A 16,561-nucleotide genomic window follows, 5' to 3' on the forward strand; every position below is an offset into this window, starting at 1 on the left:
GGCAAACTCAACCGACGGCGTATTGCTCTATCACAGAAGCCGGAGGTCAGAGTAACCACGCATCGTCCCTGCTGCCGATGAGGCTCCGTCCCTTCCGCTCCGCCTCCGCTTCGTTCGCCGCAAAGACGATCGCGAAGCCAAACGCCTTTCCGGCCGTGACAGCCGCGATCTTGATCGCTGGCGACATCGGCCTGCCGCCATCGATGACGATCATGCCGCGGCAATAGGCCCTCATCCGGTCCTTGATCTTCTTGAAAAACAGCGCCCGCTCCTTGCGCTTCTCCTGCGTCTCCTCCTCGTGATCGTCAGGCGCGTGATCCGTGACGAGCACGAACGGCCGCCGCTCCTCCAGCAGGGCCTCGATCTGATCATTGATGGAAGCCTCTTCATCGGCATTGGTGCGGATGAAGACGACGGGGAGACGGGAACGATCCAGAAGCACGGGCAGCGGCCTTTCGAAATGGAAGCAAGTGGGGCGAGACTAGCATTCCGGATGGGGGCCGGATTTCGCGAAGCTGCCAACAAATGTTCTGGATCGGCCAAGTTTTGCGAGGGAGTTCGGGATTGCATCTGCAAAATCTAGCCGACCCGCGAAAAGCCTGCTCCTTTCAATATCTCCTGTCCCTGATCGGATAGGAGAAAATCGCGCAGTTCTCTCGCATCGTTCGGAGCGCCCTTGCACAGCCCTAAACCATATTCGACCTTGGGAGAGAATTCCGCCGGGATTTCGACGACGCGGAAAGCCGGATCGGCCTCCAGCAGCCGGGCGTTGGAATAATAGCTCAGGAAAAGGTCAGCTTCGCCGTCAGCGATCAGATAACCGCCATCCTTGCCGGGCGGTGTCGGCGGCGAATTGCGGCCGCCGACCAGTTGCCGCGCGCGAGCTTTCAGCGCGACGCCCATGCCTGGATGCTTCGCCTCCACAAGGTCGAAAACTTCAAAAGCATAGTCCCCGGAAGGATCGTCGCCTGGCGTCGACGTGCCGATCTTCACCGCAGGATCTGACAGGATGTCGAGAAAATTCTCCGTCGCGAGGCCGAGATCGGCGCGTGCGATCACGCAAAGCCGATTGCGCGCGAAGCAGATAGGCTCTTCCGTGATGCCGAGAGAAGCGAGACGTCGCGGATGCGCCATATTGGCCGAAGCAAAAAGATGGAATGCTTCGCCCGCCTCGATCCGCTCGCGCAACAGGCCGGCAGGTCCAAGTGACAGCGAAATCCCGATACCCGTCATCTGCCCGAAAGCGCCAATGATGGCAGGAAATACATGCCGCATGCTGCCAGCGGAGAGCACCTTCACGGATTGGGTCATCAACGTTCGCCTTTTCGATCTCTTTGCCGGAAGAGCGGTACGAAAGCGGTTTCTTCACGCTCACCGCTGCCGAGGCGTGCTGACAGGATCGGAATGCCATAAAGGGCTTCCAGATGGGCTTCCGTCATCACCTTTTCGGTTGCGCCAAAGATGGTTCTCGTCTGTGGCAGCATGAGCAGCACCTTGTCAGCCACGGCGACTGCGTGGTTGGGCTGATGGGTGGTAAAGGCAATGGCGAGCTTTTCACGGTCGGCCAATTCGCTGAGCAGGGAGAGCACGACATCCTGATTTTTCAGGTCGAGTGCGGAAGCCGGCTCGTCGAGCAACAGAACCGCATTCTCACCCGCAAGCGCACGGGCAATCAGCACGAGTTGGCGCTCGCCGCCGGACAAAGCCTCGATATTGCGCGACGCGTAGTCGGCCATGCCGGTGGCGCTGAGTGCCTCCATCGCCTTTTCCACATCGCGCTTTCGCGGCGTCTGGAAAACCGGGATATGCCGGGCGCGGCCCATCAGCACCACATCCAGCACCGAATAGGGAAAGGAGCCGATGAATTCCTGTGGTACGAAGCCGGTGCCCCGATTGAGTTCCATCCGGCCGGAGGTTGGCTTCAGAAGTCCCGCCAGAACCCGCAGCAATGTCGATTTGCCGCGGCCGTTCGGCCCCAGGATAGCGGTGATCTCCCCTGCTCTCAGGTCGAAGTCGAGATTGCGCAACTGCCAGCGCTCGCCGTCATAGGACTGGCTGACGGCCTCGATGCGCAGCATGACCGGATCAGAATCCACGTGCGCCTCGCTGGGTCTGTTTCAACACCAGCGCGAAGACCGGCGTGCCGATCAGCGCGGTCAGGATACCGAGCGGGATTTCCGTGGCTGTGGCAGTGCGGGCGACGGTATCGATTATCAGCAGGTAGAGCGCGCCGATGATCAACGAGGCCGGCATCATCACCCGGTGATCGGGGCCGACCAGCATGCGCGCCATATGCGGCACGACCAGCCCGACCCAGCCGATAATGCCGCTGACCGCCACCTGCGCCGATACGATGCAGGAGACGAGGATCAGGATCAGCCAACGGAGCGGCTCGACATTGACGCCGAGGGCGCGGGCATCCTCATCGCCGATGGAGAGCAGATTGATGCGCCAGCGCAGGCCGAGCAGCAGCAAGCTGCAGATCAGAACGGGTGCGGCGATCAACCCGAACTTCTCCCAATTGCCGGTGGCGAAACTGCCGAGCAGCCAGAAGACCATGGCCGGCAGCTTGTCTTACGTATCGGCAAGATATTGGACGAGGCTCACCAGGGCGCCGAAGAAGCCGGTGACGACGACACCGGCCAGTACCAGCGCCAGGATATTCCGCCGCGCGACGATACCGTTCAGCGCATAGACCAGAACCAGTGCCGAAAGCCCGAAGACGAAGGCCGAGCCAAGCAGCCCGTAACGCGGAAAGCCGAAGAGGATGGCGAGCACACCACCGAAGGCAGCACCCGAGGAGACGCCCATTACCTGCGGCCCCACGAGCGGATTGCGGAACACACCTTGCATCGTGGCGCCGGAGAGTGCGAGACCCGCGCCGGTCAGAAGCGCCAGCAGGATGCGCGGCATGCGCACTGTGAAGACGACATTTGCCTCCGTCGGCGTTACCGGTACGTCCGGCGGGGAAATCGGCGCCCGAAGGATCTCGATTACCCGCGCGAACGGAATGTCGTAACGGCCTATGCCAAGGGAAGCGACCGCGACGAGCGCCAGAATGACCGACAGGATGGCGATGATCACGGATGGCGGGCGTCGCGGGAAGACGTCGTCACTCATTGCGCAGGGCGATAGTCGGTGCGGTAAAACTCCCTGTAATAGGCATCCGCTTCCTTCTGCATGTCGATATCCTTGAACCGCTCGGGATAAAGCTCCTTGGCCATCCAGAGCTCACCGAGCGACATGGCTTCCGGCATCGGATAACCCCATGCCTTGGCATATTCCGGCATCAGGTAGACCTTGCCGTCCTTGACGGCATCGATCGTCTGCCAGGAAGCACCCTTCCTGATCTCGTCGACGACGGCCGGATAACGCTCCTGGACGAAGATGACAGCCGGGTTCCATTTCAGGACGTCTTCCATCGACACCTGCTTGAAACCGGCGATCGAGTTCGCAACGTTGCGGGCGCCGGCGCGCTCCATCATCAGGCCGGTATATTTGCCGCGGCCATAGGTGGAGAGGTCCGGATTGGCCATGTAGGTGGCGACGCGCTTGTCTTCCGGGATGTCGGCGAGCCGGTCGGCAACGAGCTTGCGGGTCTTCTTGGTGACCGCGATCATCTCCTCGCCCTTTTCCTTGCGGTCAAGCACGTCGGCGATCAGCCGCACGCCGGTCGCGAAACCGGCGTCGATCGCAGCCGGCTCGTCCTTGACGCTCGGATTGAGCTTGACGGCTTCCGCCGGCGGCACGTCGAGCAGCGAGATGGCGACGACGGCAAGGCCGGCATCCTCGATCTGCTTGACCATGTCGGCCGGCGCGTAGTTGGTGACGAACACCACATCCGGCTTCAGCTTCAGCAACTCCTCGATATTGACCTTGGTGAGGCCACCCGGCATGGCAAGGTTCGGAAGCTGCGGTGCGAGACGCACATAATTGGCGCCGAGCTGCTTCTTCCACTCGYCGAGTACACCGACCACCTTGTCCATCGCATCCATCTGCACGGCGATGTTGAGCGTCTGGTGTTGCAGGATGACGACACGGCTGACGACATCCGGGATGTCCACCTCTCTGCCGATCTGGTCGGTAACCAGACGGTCGGCCCAGGCCGGGGCAGATAGCAATAAACCACTGATAGCAATGGCGATTTTCGCAACGAAAGCGAGACGGGCGATCATGGGCATAGGTTCTCCAGGATGAAGCCGACCGCTAGCATGATATTCGGCCGTATACAACGGCGTTATATTCGGATGAATATGTCGATCACGCGGGAACAAGCTGGCCGATGACCTGTTGATGGTCTGTCAATCGGCGGGCAAAGCGGCACGCGCCAAAGCGCGGGTCCGGTTATTGTCGCGAAGAAGCTTACCGGCAGACCGCAGTTGCGCTTTAGCTCTCGACGAACGCCCCGCCCCTGGGATGACGGAGGAAAGGTGGAGCCCGATCAAACCCCTCCCCACAAGGGCGGGAGGGACTCCTCGTGGCACCCGCCTCACTCCTCCAGAAACGTCAAAGATGTGGAAAGTGGGAGAGGCAGGTTAAGCCCCTCCCCCTCGTGGGGCGGGGTCTTGTTTCTTCGGCGCCGCGACTCTTCAACGATCGAACGCACACTCAGTTCATTGACTTGAACGTTTCAAAGATCAGCGCTCTCAGCCAACGATGAACGGGATCTGCATCCATCCGCGGGTGCCACGCCTGGACGATGTCGAAACCCGGCACGGCGACCGGCAGGTCAAACGTCCTGATCTGGCTTGTTGCGGCGGATTTGCGATAAGAATTCGGAATCGCGCCGATCAAATCGGATGCCGCCGCAACCGCGATCACTGCTGGAAAGCTTGGAACGATCAGTCTGACATCGCGGTAGACGCCGAGTTCGGCGAGCGCCCTGTCGACCGGACCGGCAAAATCCGCGTGCGGTGAGAAGAGTACGTGGCCCCAGGCGGCATAGCTCTCGACCGTGATCGGATCTGCATCGAAAATCGGGTGTCCTGTCCGTGCAAGACCCACATACCGGTCTTGAAAAAGGGTCTGGCAACGTAGTTCCCCGCTCTCCGTCGGCAGGACGCCGATATCCAGATCCACGGCCGCGTCTCTCAAGGATTGAACGTCCTTGTCCGATCGCGGCGCAAACCGAAGCCTTATGCCTGGTGCCGCGTTCGCCACAGCAGCGCTCAGGCCCGCGGCAAAAATAAGCACGAACGCCTCATTGGCACGGATGGTGAAATCGCGGCGCACCTCGCGGATTTCCACTGTTGACGGCGGACTGAGCACCGCTTTCACAGCTTCTTTCAACGAATGCACGTCTTCGGCAATCGCCAGGGCATGGGGCGTTGCGACCATGCCGCGCCCGGCCGGCACAAGGATCGGATCGCCGAGCGCAGCCCTCAAGCGTGACAGCGTCCGGCTCATGGCTGACGTACTGAGGCCAAGCCGGCGCGCAGCGGCCGATACGCTTTTCTCGCGCAGCAGCGCATCCAGAGCCACAAGGAGGTTGAGGTCGAGATCGGACATGACTCAGTTTACTCATGCAAGGCGTTTTATGCAACAGTCGTTTGACTTCGTTGCGTCTGGCGCTCGCAATCGGCAAGGCTTAACTAGTAGGCCATCCGATAACGATTGGGAGTTTCTCAATGTCCCTCGCCTCCACCGCATCGATTTCTCAGGATGGCCCGGCATCGCCTCGACAATACATGGCCATCACACTCATCCTTCTCTCAGCTGTTCTTGTCGTTCTGGACGGCGCCATTGCCAACGTCGCCTTGCCCTCGATCGCGCTCTCGCTGCACGTGGAAGCGGGCAGCACCGTATGGGTCGTCTCAGCCTATCAGCTGGCCGTGCTGGTCGCCCTTCTTCCGTGTGGCGCGCTCGGGGAAATCTACGGCGCGCGGCGGGTCTTCCTGATCGGCGTCGCGCTGTTTACCGCGGCTTCGGCTGCCTGCGCCTTCGCGGGCGACCTTTCCCTGCTGATCCTTGCCCGTTTCGCGCAGGGCCTCGGCGCGGGCGCGATCATGGCACTTGCCATGATGAACCTGCGCTCGGCCCTGCCGCAGCACATGCTCGGTCCGATCATCGGCGTCAATGCCATGGTCATCGCGATTTCTTCCGCTGCCGGTCCAGGCATTGCCGGCGCCATCCTATCCGTCACGACCTGGCCCTGGCTTTTTGCGGTCAATATACCGCTCGRCATCATCGTGCTGCTCAGCGGCGGCCTGCTGGGCAAGATCCAGGGCACGAAGCGAAAGCTGAACGTCAAGGCCTTGCTGGCCAACACATCGATGTTCATCCTCTTCTTCTGCGGCACCGACCGGATAGCGACTGCGCCGGCAAGCGGCACGCTCCTCATTGCCGCCTCGGTAGCTTGCCTTGTCATCCTGCTGCGCCTGGAACGCAAAAGCGATGCTCCGATCATTCCGACGGATCTCCTGGCGGCACCCGCATTCCGCGTGGCGGTCATGGCCTCGGTATCCTGCTTCTGCGGCCAGATGCTGAGCTACATCGCGCTGCCCTTCTATCTCCAGAACAGGCTGCACATGACTCCGGTTCTGGCCGGTCTCTACATGATGCCCTGGCCGGTTGCGACCGCGATCATCGCGCCATTTTCGGGACGTCTTGCAAACCGCGTCAAGACCGCATGGCTTTGCGCGACAGGCGGCGCGCTGCTGGCTGCCGGCCTCCTTGTGGCGGCTCTCTGCCCGCCCGATCCGAGAGGCATCGCGTTTCTGGTCGGCACGGTGATTGCCGGCCTGGGTTTCGGCCTGTTCCAGACGCCGAACAACCGCATTCTGCTTCTCTCGGCTCCGAAAGCCAGAAGCGGCGCGGCAGGTGCGATGCAAGGCACTGCACGGCTTCTCGGCCAGACCCTGGGCGGAATCTCCATGTCGCTCATCTTCGCGACATTGCCGCTCTCTGCCGCGCTCGAATTTGCGGTCRTCCTTTCGGCTGGCTGCGCGGCAATTGCCAGCCTGGTCAGCCTGAGCCGCGCCCGCTACGAACTGACGGGACAATCTGGAGCGAGCAGTCGATGAGCATTCTGTTCGCCAGGAGCCGAAAGCATTCCTTCGTTCCCAAAGCAATTCCAGCAAAAGTGTGTAGCGGTTTTGCGTCCGGAATTGCGTGAAAACAAAGAGATAGAGCATTTCCGTGATTCGGAGATAACCGGAAATGCTTTAGTCAGGCCGATCCCGCAGAACCCTCGCATGCCGACCGCAGCATCCCGAACAGCCAGCTCAGGCCGGCATCCATCATCGCGGCGCGCGGGGCGACCGCGCTCAGCTTGAAACGCGGCAGCGGCAATGGAGCATCCACCGTCACCAGGCCGAAGCGCGGGGCGTAGAGTGCGGCGAAGCGGCGGGGGACGGCGACCAGCATGTCGCTGTCGCCGGCGATGGCGAGCGCGAACATGAAGTTCGGCACCGTCAGCGCCATCCGCCTGTTCAAGCCCCGCTGTTCAAGCGCCGTGTCGACGAAACCGTGCGGGTCACCACCAAGCGAAACGACCAGATGCCGCATCCCGACATAGCGCTCGAGCGTCGCCTCCCGCGCGAAGGCATGGCCGGCGCGCATGGCAATGACGAAATCCTCTTCGTAGAGCGTGAGACTATGAAAGCGCGCCGGAATATCATCGGCAGGCACCACTGCGATATCCATGGCGCGGGCTTCCAGATCGGCAAACGCATTGCGCCAGGCCCGCGCAGGCGAACTCTCGCCCTGTTCCGGCAGCAGCTGGCGTATGCTGATATCGACCCCGGGTGCCGTCCTTTCCAATCCGGCAAGCAGCGCGGACAGGAAGACCGCGGAAACGCCATCCGGCGCCCCCAGCGTGAAACGGCGGCTCGACCTTGCCGGATCGAAGGGCTCGGCCGTCGAAATCACGCTTCGCACCCGGGCAAGGATATCGGCGACAGGTGCTGCCAGCTCAACCGCGCGCGCGGTCGCCACCACGCCTCTGGGCGTCCTCACGAAGAGCGGATCGTTGAGCATGCGCCGCAGGCGTCCAAGCCCGTGGCTGACGGCTGATGGTGAGATGTTCAGCCGGTCGGCGGCGCGGCCGACATGGCCCTCCTCGATGACGGCTTCGAAAAGCACGAGGAGATTGAGATCGGCCCGCGAAAGATCAGTTTCATTCAGCATATCGCTGAAATCATATCATTGGCTTCAGCATCGGGAAACGGGCATGTCTGAAGCACGGGTTTTGCAACCGCGTTTCCGAACCCAGCCTTGCAGAGGAACATGCCATGTCGCCGTCTCGCCGATCCCTCCTCGTTGCCGGCCCGGCCGGTCTCGCCTCCCTTGCCGCCGGTGCAGGCGGCAGCCGGGCGGCTCTGCAGGCGCCTGATCTCGCCCTGATATCGGAGAAAGCCAATGCCGCGCTGATGCGCGGTGATGTCGCCACCTACCGGACGCTGGTGCCGCGCACGCAGGATTTCACCCTCATGTCACCCTTCGGTGGCACGCCATCGCGCGAGGCCGACATCACCGAGAAGACCTGGGATGGCATGAGCCGCTTCTTCAGGAACGGCACGCTGAAACAGGATCTTATCCAGACCTATGCCGGCACCGACATGATCGTGCTTGTCGTCGTCGAGCGCGCCAATGTCGAAGTCGGCGGCCTGCCCGCACAGGATTGGGCACTGCGTGTAACGCTCGTCTATCAGCGCGAGGGCGGAGAGTGGCGGCTTGCGCACCGCCACGCCGACCCACTCCGCCATGCCATCACCCTGCAGCAATCGGCAGCACTCGGGCGCGGCGCTGCAGCCTGACGATTGCTTTGCGCCGGGGGCGGACAAGACACAAAGGGAGCGAGGCACCCTGCCCGCCCCCTCTCCCCAAGTTCAGTTGCCGGCAACCGCGTCCCTGAACTCTGCCAGATCACGGTTGAAGCGCGGCGCTTCTTCCAGGAAGGGCGCATGCCCCGATTTCGCGTAGATCTTGGTTTCGACTGCCGGATTGAGCGACCGGGCGCGTGCGATGCTCGGCTCCACATTCACCAGATCGTCCTTGCCGCCATAGAGCAGCAGCACCGGCACGCGCACCTTGGGCAGGGCTTGGGCGGCGGAAACGGTCATCGACGGGACGGTCCGCGTCATGACCCAAGAGGCCATCGCGGCATTGGACAGCAAGCGCTCGAAGGTTGCCGTGTCGGGTTTCGTCGCAAAACACAGAGCCAGGAAGGTCTTCACCGCATCGAGATGCACCTTCAGATCATCCGAAGCCATGCCTGCATAGACATCGGGATGGGATGTGATCAGCGCGGCATTGAGTTCGATGACGCCATCGACATAGACGATCCCGCCAATGCCGTCGTCTCCATAGGTGGCAAGATAGTTTGAGATAACGACGCCGCCGAGCGACCAGCCGACGAGAACAGGCTCTTTCGCACCCGTCGCCTTCAGGACCGCCGAGAGATCGTCCGCCCAGCGGCGCCCGTCGCGATAAGCTTCGGCATCATCAGGCTTGCCCGACAGGCCATGGCCGCGCATGTCGTAGCTGATCAGCCGATAGTTCCGCAGTTTGGGGCTGGCGACCTGCATGTCCCAGTTCAGATGGCTGCCGAGCAGGCCGTGGATGAAAACGATCGCCGGACCGGCGGGATCGCCCGATTCCTGAACCGCGATCTCGACGCCGTCAGGCGCCTTCACCGTGTAGTCCTTCTCCGCCGCCATCGCCATGGAAGACAGGCCCAGCAGCAGGACCACGACTAAAATTCCGCGCATTATTTTCACCATGCTAAAATCCTTATTTTTAGTGATCACTACAAACTAGCGGCTTGCCTTTTGCTGTCAAGCAGTCTTTAGTGATCACTATGGATAAGGTTGTGAAAACACGCCGCAACGGCCCGCGAAGCTTCGACAGGGATCAGGCGATCGATATCGCCATGCGCCTCTTCTGGAGGCATGGATACGAAGGTGTCTCGCTGAATGACCTGACGGCCGCAATCGGCGTCGCGCCCCCAAGTCTCTATGCGGCTTTCGGCAGCAAGGCGGGGCTCTACCGCGAGGCGCTCGATCGCTATTTCGGGCTGCGGGGGGCGTTGTGGCATATCAGAACGACCACGACCCTTCAGGAGACGATCGAGACGCTGCTGCACAAGGCGATCGATGCCGTTACCGACCCCGCGGGAGAGCGCGGCTGCATGATATCAAGCGGCATGATCCAGTGCGGGCCTGACCATGCGGACCTGGCGCGCGAGATGGCAGAGCAGCGAAACACGATGCGGGAGACGATCGCAGAGACGCTGGGGCAGTGGCTGGACCAGGAACGCGCAGTTTCCCTTGCCCGCTATCTTGTGGCCGTCATGCAGGGATTGTCCGTCCAGGCACGTGACGGCGCCTCGCGGCAGGAACTGCAACAGGTCTCGGACGAAGTCATCGCCGGTGTGCAGGCCAGAGGCTTCAGCGAGATTTAGCGAGGCTTCCTGATCAAGTCGTTGGTGCCGTCAAAAACCCCTCCCCAACCCCTCCCCACAAGGGGGAGGGACTACCTTGGAGCACCGGCTCGCTTTTCCCGAAACGTCGAAAATTTGCAAGACGGGTGCGGCAGTTTAAGCCCCTCCCCCTTGTGGGGAGGGGTTTGGAGCGGGGTCTTCAGTCGTGAGGACGGAAGCCTACCTCTCCACAAACTCCCCGCCCCCGAACACCTCCGCAAGTATCGGCGGCCTCATTCCTTCTCCGCATCCTTGTCGCCATCAGACGCTTTCGGTTTGTTGGGCGAGCGCAGATTATCGAAGCCCATATAATGGTCGACGTCAGACGTATTCCATCTGCCGCCCAGATAGATGATCGCGATGGCTACGGCGAAGATGAACATGACATAGAGCGTTTCCATACCTGCGATGTAGCGCGCACGGCCGGTTTGGACAGCGTCCGGCGATATGCCGCCGCTGTCAGGCCATTGCCAGCTGGCCAGCGGGCGCTGCGCCATAAGCTTGCCGGCCGCCGACCCAGGTGCGCCGCACGGCGGGTGCCGCACCCTCGGGCCAATCGACCAGCACGAGGTCCGCCCGCTTGCCGACTTCGATGACGCCGCGATCGGCAAGCCCCGAGGCACGCGCCGGATTATCAGAGACGAGTGGCCAGAGCGCATGGAGCGGCGCCACGCCATCGGCCTTGAGCCTTGCAAGGCCGAGCAGCATCGCCGGATAGTAATAGTCCGAGGCGAGAATATCGCAGAGCCCTTCGCGGATCATGTCGGCCGCGCCAATCGAGGCGAGATGGCTGCCGCCGCGCGTGGCGTTCGGTGCGCCGAAGACGATGAAGTCACCGGCATCGCGGGCGGCCCGCGCAACCCGCCGGTTCATAGGGAATTCGCAGATCCGCGCGCCGCGCTGGCGGAAGAAATCGCGCGTCTCGATCTGGCTGTCGTCATGCGACAGCATCGGCGCGCCGGCGGCCTTTCCGAGTGCTGCCACTTCCTCGATCGCGTCAGGCACCTGCGGCCGGCGCTCCCACATGTTGCGCACTAGCGCCACCATATCCGCCACCGGGATCTTCGCCCGCTTGGCGCGTTCCGCCATCTTCTCGGCGAAGGCAGGCGTTTCGGGATCCACTGTCGGGAAGGCCGGATCGAGGTCGAAGGGCCGCTCCTGCAGCGGGATCGACGGATGCAGCATCACCATCGACGTGTGATCGTTAAAGGCAATCGACGGCAGGCGCGGACCGGCCAGCGCCTCGCGGATGAGATCGACCGCTTCGAAGCAGAAGGTTTCCCAGCGAAGCTGCACGCGATTGTCCACGGTCAGCCGCGGCGTGAGCGCATCGAGCGCACGCACGATGGCATAACCGGTTTCGACCGAGCGAAGCCCCGGCTCCCAGCTGAGCGTCAGCGCATGATAGGCCGTCGCGATGCCGTTAGCGGCAAGCTGGCGGTCGGTTTCGAGCAGCGCGGCAGGAACAGGCAGCATGGTGCCGGGCCGCGGCATGACCTGCCGCTCGAAGGCATCGCCATGAATGTCCACGAAAGCCGGACCGAGCAGATGGCCGCGTCCGTCAACGACATCAGCTCCGTCGCGCTGACCGTCGATACCGGTGATCCGGCCGTCTTCGATACGCACGGAAGCGCGCTCCAGRCGGTCTCCGAAAACCACGGTTGCGCCCTCGATGATCACTGYCGGATTGTTCTGCATGGGTCTCATTCCAGGAAAAAGAAGGCGCGGCAACTGAGTCCCTCGACAGGCTGCGCGCCGATCGCCGCTTCTAACCAGCGGATATGACAAATTTGCGAACGTCGCTGTACATCGGCGTTATTTGATCGCATGCGGCAGCGCTCATTCCTCCTGGCCGCAATCCGGGTTCCTCGTCCCGGGTGGAAGCTGCTTTACGGATATGCCCGTGAATGGCACGCTCAATGATAAGGCGACGCTTCGGCAGTTGCTGAACCATAGCCAGGAATTCGATCCCTCTGCATTCCTCCGCGCGGATCAGAGCAAGCAGCGGTAAGTTGATGGCCAAGCAGTCGGACAAGATCGGGTCGCCGCGGCGCAGACAGCGCAAGGGTGCCCCCGTCTCCCGGTCTGAATTCCTGCAAGGCCGGGACCGCGACATTGCCCTGATCGACAAGATGATCGCGCGGATCGACCAGGGCGGATCGACGCTCGTGATCAGCGGCGAGCCAGGGATTGGAAAATCCGCACTCCTCGAGCAGGCCAGGCATCGGGCGCGCGAGCGCGATCTGACGGTCTTGAGCATGACCGGCGTTCTGGCTGAGGTTCATCTGCCCTTCGCAGCGCTCGAGCAGGCGCTTCGCCCGCTGATGAAGGAGGCCGTCAACCTGGTTCCCCGTCAGCGATCTGCCTTGTTCTCCGCTTTCGGCATGCATGATGACACGGGCGCACCCGACATCTTTCTGGTGGCGCTCGCGGCACTGTCCCTTCTGACGGAAAGTGCGGCGCTGAAGCCCATCCTGCTCATTGCCGACGATGCCCAATGGCTGGACGAGGCGACCTATGAGGTGCTGGCCTTCATCTCACGCAGGCTGAGTTCGGATCCTATCGTTCTGTTCGCGGCCATGCGCGATGGCTTCGACCGCCTGTTCGACGATCCCTCCCACCTGCGGCTTCGGCTTTCGGGGCTTGGCGAAGCCGACGCCGGGCACCTGCTGGACGCCCATGCGCCTGATCTTTCGGCCGATCTGCGCAGCCGCTTCCTCGAGGAGGCCGCGGGCAATCCCCTCGCACTGCTGGAACTGCCGCGCGACAGGCGAGCGGCTGATATCAAGGATACGACATGGCTTCCGCTGACGGAACGCCTGGAACGCGCCTTCTCGTCCCGTCTGACCGATCTTCCCGCTGCAACCCGGATGCTGCTGTTCGTGGCGGCGGAAAACGACGGGACATCGCTCCACGAAGTCCTGCGCGCCGGAAAAGCCGTGTTGGGCGAAGAGGTGGATGTCAGCGCCCTGACGCCGGCCATTGCCGCCAGGCTGATCGACCTTGACGAAACGGAGGTGCAGTTCCGGCATCCGCTGGTGCGTTCGGCGATGCACCAGGCGGCAGATCTGACGACGCGGCACCGGATCCATGCCGCCCTTGCCGAGATCGTTCATCAAGAGCTGGACCGGCATTTATGGCATCGTGCGGCAGCGACGATCGGACCGGATGAAGAACTGGCGGGCGAATATGATGCCATGGCCGGCCGGGCCTTGCGCAAAGGTGCCGTCGCCATGGCAATCGAGGTTCTCGAAAAAGCGGCGGCACTGAGCAGCACGCCGAGAGCCAGCAGCGACCGTTTCCTGCGCGCCGCCGAGCTTGCCGCCGATCTCGGCCAGCCGGACCTGCTGGAGCGTCTGCTGCGCCAGGCCAATGTCAGCGAGCCTGATCCTGTCGCATCGGCGCGGATCGGTTGGTGCCGCGAGATGGGCCAGCCTCCGATGGTCAACGATCCCGGAAAAATCCCCAGTCTGGTTGGCCTCGCCGCTGAGGCCAATGCTGCCGGCGCCACGGATCTCGCAAGCAACCTGCTCTGGCGCGCCGCGCAGCGCTGCTGGTGGAGCAATGCGGACGGGGATCTTCGCAAAAGCATCCTGATGGCGGCAAACAGGCTAGAATTGCCCGATACCGATCCATGCCTGATCGCGATATCCGCTTACGTTGAGCCGCTTCATCTTGGGGGCGAAATATCGGGCAAGCTCCAGCAGCTTGCCGGCACGAGCGGTGGCAATCCGGTCGCGGCGCGCATTCTCGGCAGTGCGGCCAATGTCATCGGCGCCTTCGACCTCGGCGTCAGTTTCCTCACTTATTCGGCTGCCGCACTGCGCGATCAGGCGCGGCTCAGCGACCTCGCGCGCGTGCTCTTTGCTCAAGCCTGGGCAGAAATGGAAGTCGGCGACTGGACGGGCGCGATGCGGGAGGCCGAAGAATCTGTTCGCTTCGCCGAAGAAACGGGAGGAACGCTTTGGATTGCCGCGGCCACGATCGTCAAGGCGAGGCTTGCGGGCATGATGGGCAATCTGGACCAGTCACAGGTCTATGCGGCCCAGGCAGAACGCCTGGTCGTCTCTGTCGGCGCGAGTTTCCTGCTGGCAATGCTGCAGATCGCGCGCGGCACGGCCGCCATCGGCGCAGGCCGGCATTGGGAGGCCTATGAGCATCTGCGGCGTCTTTTTATCCCTGCCGACCCGGCTTTCAACTCCGGCCTGCAATTCTTCGGTCTCGCTGATTTCGTGGAGGCCGCAGTCTTCTCCGGACATGCCGAAACCGCCGAGGAGGTGATCGAGGAGATGCAGCGTGTCGCCGGTCCGTCGCCAGTGCCGTGGGTCGAAACGATGCTCTCCTATGGCAAGGCACTGCTCGCAACACCCGAGGAGGCCGAGCGGTTCTATCTGCAGGGTCTCGGGCCGGGCGCAAGCAAGTGGCCTTTCCTGAGAGGACGTCTTCTGCTGGCCTATGGCATATGGCTGCGCCGCCAGCGTCGGTCCGCCGATGCGAGAGCGCCGTTGCGCGAGGCCCGCGACATCTTCGATGCGCTGAGCGCCCTGCCCTGGAGCGAGCGTGCGCGCGAGGAACTGCGCGCTTCGGGAGAAACGAGCCGCAGGCGAACCGAATATGTCTGGGAGATGCTGACCCCACAGGAGCTGCATATCGCCCAGCTTGCTGCCGAGGGTCTGTCGAACAAGGAAATCGGCGGCAGGCTTTATCTGTCGCATCGCACCGTCGGCTACCACCTTCATCGCATCTTTGCGAAGACCGGCGTCACGTCGCGCTCGGGGCTGCGTCCCATTCTGACTGACGCCGTAACTCCTGAAAGCTGACCACCGACCTGTCACCGGACTGGTCATTTGACAGAAGCGGAAGCTTCCGGTCGGGGGCTACCAATAGGGCGCGTGCAACCTTCCCGGAGAGAAAGACCGTGAAACTCTTGCCCCTACTCGCAACCCTCAGCCTCGGAGTAACTCTCATGATTCAGCCCGCTCAAGCGGCGCCGGACGCTGCCACCGACCCGCGGATCGACCCCCAGGTCCGTGCCTTCCTCACCGAAATCAACAAGGATCCAAGCCCGTTCTGGGAACTGCCGCAGCCCAAGCCCCAGGAGATCCTGACCGGGCTTCAGAACATGACGCCGGTCGACATGTCGGGTGTGACCACGACCGAGCAGACCATCACTGAGGATGGGCTGAGCGTGAAGATCTACATCATGAAGCCCGAGCACATCACCGGCAAACCCGGCGTGCTGCTCTTCATTCACGGCGGCGTCTGGATCGTCGGCAATTTTGAAAACCATCAGCGCCTTCTGCGCGATCTCGTTGTTGGTTCCGGCCAGGTTGGCGTCTTCGTCGAATATACGTCCCTGCCTGAAGCACGTTTTCCCACGCAGCTCGATCAATCCTATGCCGTGCTGAAATGGGTGGCGGCTCACGCTGAAGAGTTCGGTGCGGATGGAAGCCGGATCGCGGTTGCCGGCAATTCGGTCGGCGGCAACATGGCCGCAGCGCTGACAATCATGGCCAAGGACCGCAACGGCCCGAAGATCAGCTTCCAGGCTCTTCTGATCCCCGCAACCGATGCCAGCGTCGACACGGGCTCCTATCACGAATATGGCGAGCAGCGCTTCCTGGCGCGCGCATTCATGAAATACGGCTGGGATCTCTACGCGCCCGACGCCAAGACCCGCGACAACCCCTATGTATCGCCGCTGCGCGCCAGCATTGATCAGCTCAAGGGCCTGCCGCCGGCTCTCGTCATCACTGCCGAGAACGATCCGCTGCGCGACGAGGGCGAGGCCTATGCCCGCAAACTGAAGGAAGCCGGCGTGACCGTGGCTGCGGCCCGCTACAACGGCACGATCCATGACTTCGTGCTGTTGAACGCGATCCGCAATGTACCTTCCACGGAAGCCGCGATCGAACAGATCAGCGACAATCTGCGCCGCTATCTCGAACCCGCAACGCATTGATCGATGCGGCGACGCGGCGGCCATCAGCGCGCCGCGTCTGTGATACCCATCGATCCGTGCCTGTCCCAAAGTGAGGGTCGCCGGTGGATCACCTCTCTGCCCGCTCTGCGCCATACGCGGCCCCGCTGAAACACCTCAAAAAGATCAAACATTTGAATAGCAGAAATCAACGGGACGCA

Annotated in this window: 14 protein-coding genes and 1 pseudogene; 5 read left to right on the forward strand and 10 right to left on the reverse strand. The window is 62.4% G+C overall.

Features of this window, described 5'->3' with window-relative positions; translation table 11 throughout:
• Positions 1-46: 46 nt before the first annotated feature.
• The 6 genes and pseudogenes from AC1D35_RS14305 to AC1D35_RS14330 all read right to left on the reverse strand — a co-directional run bounded on the left by AC1D35_RS14305 (position 47) and on the right by AC1D35_RS14330 (position 5,508).
• Positions 47-442, reverse strand: a complete 396-nt coding sequence (locus AC1D35_RS14305) for a hypothetical protein (RefSeq protein WP_113311325.1) — start codon at positions 440-442, stop codon at positions 47-49.
• Positions 443-579: 137 nt separating this feature from the next.
• Positions 580-1,311 carry a molybdate ABC transporter substrate-binding protein gene (locus AC1D35_RS14310; protein WP_113311326.1) on the reverse strand — a complete coding sequence of 244 codons (732 nt, stop codon included), beginning with the start codon at positions 1,309-1,311 and terminating at the stop codon, positions 580-582.
• A complete protein-coding gene (locus AC1D35_RS14315) occupies positions 1,311-2,096 on the reverse strand; it encodes an ABC transporter ATP-binding protein (protein ID WP_477852173.1) in 786 nt (261 codons plus the stop codon). The genes AC1D35_RS14310 and AC1D35_RS14315 overlap by 1 nt, the downstream gene beginning before the upstream one ends.
• Positions 2,086-3,120 (reverse strand): annotated as a pseudogene (locus tag AC1D35_RS14320) (FecCD family ABC transporter permease). The gene AC1D35_RS14315 and the pseudogene AC1D35_RS14320 overlap by 11 nt, the downstream one beginning before the upstream one ends.
• Positions 3,117-4,181 carry an ABC transporter substrate-binding protein gene (locus AC1D35_RS14325; RefSeq protein WP_477938762.1) on the reverse strand — a complete coding sequence of 355 codons (1,065 nt, stop codon included), beginning with the start codon at positions 4,179-4,181 and terminating at the stop codon, positions 3,117-3,119. The pseudogene AC1D35_RS14320 and the gene AC1D35_RS14325 overlap by 4 nt, the downstream one beginning before the upstream one ends.
• A gap of 427 nt (positions 4,182-4,608) precedes the next feature.
• A complete protein-coding gene (locus tag AC1D35_RS14330) occupies positions 4,609-5,508 on the reverse strand; it encodes a LysR family transcriptional regulator (protein ID WP_113311327.1) in 900 nt (299 codons plus the stop codon).
• 179 nt (positions 5,509-5,687) lie between these two features.
• Here AC1D35_RS14330 and AC1D35_RS14335 point away from each other — a divergent pair, with 179 nt between their 5' ends.
• Complete coding sequence (locus AC1D35_RS14335) at positions 5,688-7,022, forward strand: MFS transporter (RefSeq protein ID WP_477938764.1); 1,335 nt, start codon at positions 5,688-5,690, stop codon at positions 7,020-7,022.
• Between the two features lie 145 nt (positions 7,023-7,167).
• On the opposite strand, the gene AC1D35_RS14340 is transcribed toward AC1D35_RS14335, so the two are convergent.
• A complete protein-coding gene (locus AC1D35_RS14340) occupies positions 7,168-8,127 on the reverse strand; it encodes a LysR family transcriptional regulator (RefSeq protein WP_113311329.1) in 960 nt (319 codons plus the stop codon).
• Between the two features lie 104 nt (positions 8,128-8,231).
• Between AC1D35_RS14340 and AC1D35_RS14345 the strand changes: the two genes are divergently transcribed.
• Complete coding sequence (locus AC1D35_RS14345) at positions 8,232-8,756, forward strand: nuclear transport factor 2 family protein (protein ID WP_113311330.1); 525 nt, start codon at positions 8,232-8,234, stop codon at positions 8,754-8,756.
• A gap of 72 nt (positions 8,757-8,828) precedes the next feature.
• Here the strand turns inward: AC1D35_RS14345 and AC1D35_RS14350 are convergent, their stop codons facing one another.
• Positions 8,829-9,710 carry an alpha/beta fold hydrolase gene (locus tag AC1D35_RS14350; RefSeq protein WP_477852176.1) on the reverse strand — a complete coding sequence of 294 codons (882 nt, stop codon included), beginning with the start codon at positions 9,708-9,710 and terminating at the stop codon, positions 8,829-8,831.
• Between the two features lie 89 nt (positions 9,711-9,799).
• Here AC1D35_RS14350 and AC1D35_RS14355 point away from each other — a divergent pair, with 89 nt between their 5' ends.
• On the forward strand, positions 9,800-10,402 hold the full coding sequence (locus tag AC1D35_RS14355) for a TetR/AcrR family transcriptional regulator (protein WP_113311332.1): 603 nt from the start codon (positions 9,800-9,802) through the stop codon (positions 10,400-10,402).
• A 251-nt stretch (positions 10,403-10,653) separates the two neighbouring features.
• On the opposite strand, the gene AC1D35_RS14360 is transcribed toward AC1D35_RS14355, so the two are convergent.
• The gene (locus AC1D35_RS14360; RefSeq protein ID WP_113311333.1) at positions 10,654-10,917 is read right to left on the reverse strand and encodes a hypothetical protein; all 264 of its coding nucleotides are present in this window, start codon (positions 10,915-10,917) and stop codon (positions 10,654-10,656) included.
• A complete protein-coding gene (locus AC1D35_RS14365; RefSeq protein ID WP_477938767.1) occupies positions 10,880-12,118 on the reverse strand; it encodes an alpha-D-ribose 1-methylphosphonate 5-triphosphate diphosphatase in 1,239 nt (412 codons plus the stop codon). The genes AC1D35_RS14360 and AC1D35_RS14365 overlap by 38 nt, the downstream gene beginning before the upstream one ends.
• A 317-nt stretch (positions 12,119-12,435) precedes the next feature.
• Here AC1D35_RS14365 and AC1D35_RS14370 point away from each other — a divergent pair, with 317 nt between their 5' ends.
• Together AC1D35_RS14370 and AC1D35_RS14375 are read left to right on the forward strand one after the other, a co-directional pair.
• Positions 12,436-15,240, forward strand: a complete 2,805-nt coding sequence (locus tag AC1D35_RS14370; protein ID WP_113311335.1) for a helix-turn-helix transcriptional regulator — start codon at positions 12,436-12,438, stop codon at positions 15,238-15,240.
• A gap of 146 nt (positions 15,241-15,386) precedes the next feature.
• Positions 15,387-16,382 carry an alpha/beta hydrolase gene (locus AC1D35_RS14375; protein WP_113311336.1) on the forward strand — a complete coding sequence of 332 codons (996 nt, stop codon included), beginning with the start codon at positions 15,387-15,389 and terminating at the stop codon, positions 16,380-16,382.
• The last annotated feature ends 179 nt before the right edge of the window (positions 16,383-16,561 follow it).

Source organism: Rhizobium sp. P1_E6 (assembly GCF_056405875.1).

Coding starts and splice junctions, on each gene's coding strand:
- AC1D35_RS14355 (WP_113311332.1), top strand. CDS start 9,800: ATGGATAAGGTTGTGAAAACACGCCGCAACGGCCCGCGAAGCTTCGAC.
- AC1D35_RS14370 (WP_113311335.1), top strand. CDS start 12,436: ATGGCCAAGCAGTCGGACAAGATCGGGTCGCCGCGGCGCAGACAGCGC.
- AC1D35_RS14350 (WP_477852176.1), bottom strand. CDS start 9,710: ATGCGCGGAATTTTAGTCGTGGTCCTGCTGCTGGGCCTGTCTTCCATG.
- AC1D35_RS14310 (WP_113311326.1), bottom strand. CDS start 1,311: ATGACCCAATCCGTGAAGGTGCTCTCCGCTGGCAGCATGCGGCATGTA.
- AC1D35_RS14330 (WP_113311327.1), bottom strand. CDS start 5,508: ATGTCCGATCTCGACCTCAACCTCCTTGTGGCTCTGGATGCGCTGCTG.
- AC1D35_RS14375 (WP_113311336.1), top strand. CDS start 15,387: ATGATTCAGCCCGCTCAAGCGGCGCCGGACGCTGCCACCGACCCGCGG.
- AC1D35_RS14360 (WP_113311333.1), bottom strand. CDS start 10,917: ATGGCGCAGCGCCCGCTGGCCAGCTGGCAATGGCCTGACAGCGGCGGC.
- AC1D35_RS14340 (WP_113311329.1), bottom strand. CDS start 8,127: ATGCTGAATGAAACTGATCTTTCGCGGGCCGATCTCAATCTCCTCGTG.
- AC1D35_RS14345 (WP_113311330.1), top strand. CDS start 8,232: ATGTCGCCGTCTCGCCGATCCCTCCTCGTTGCCGGCCCGGCCGGTCTC.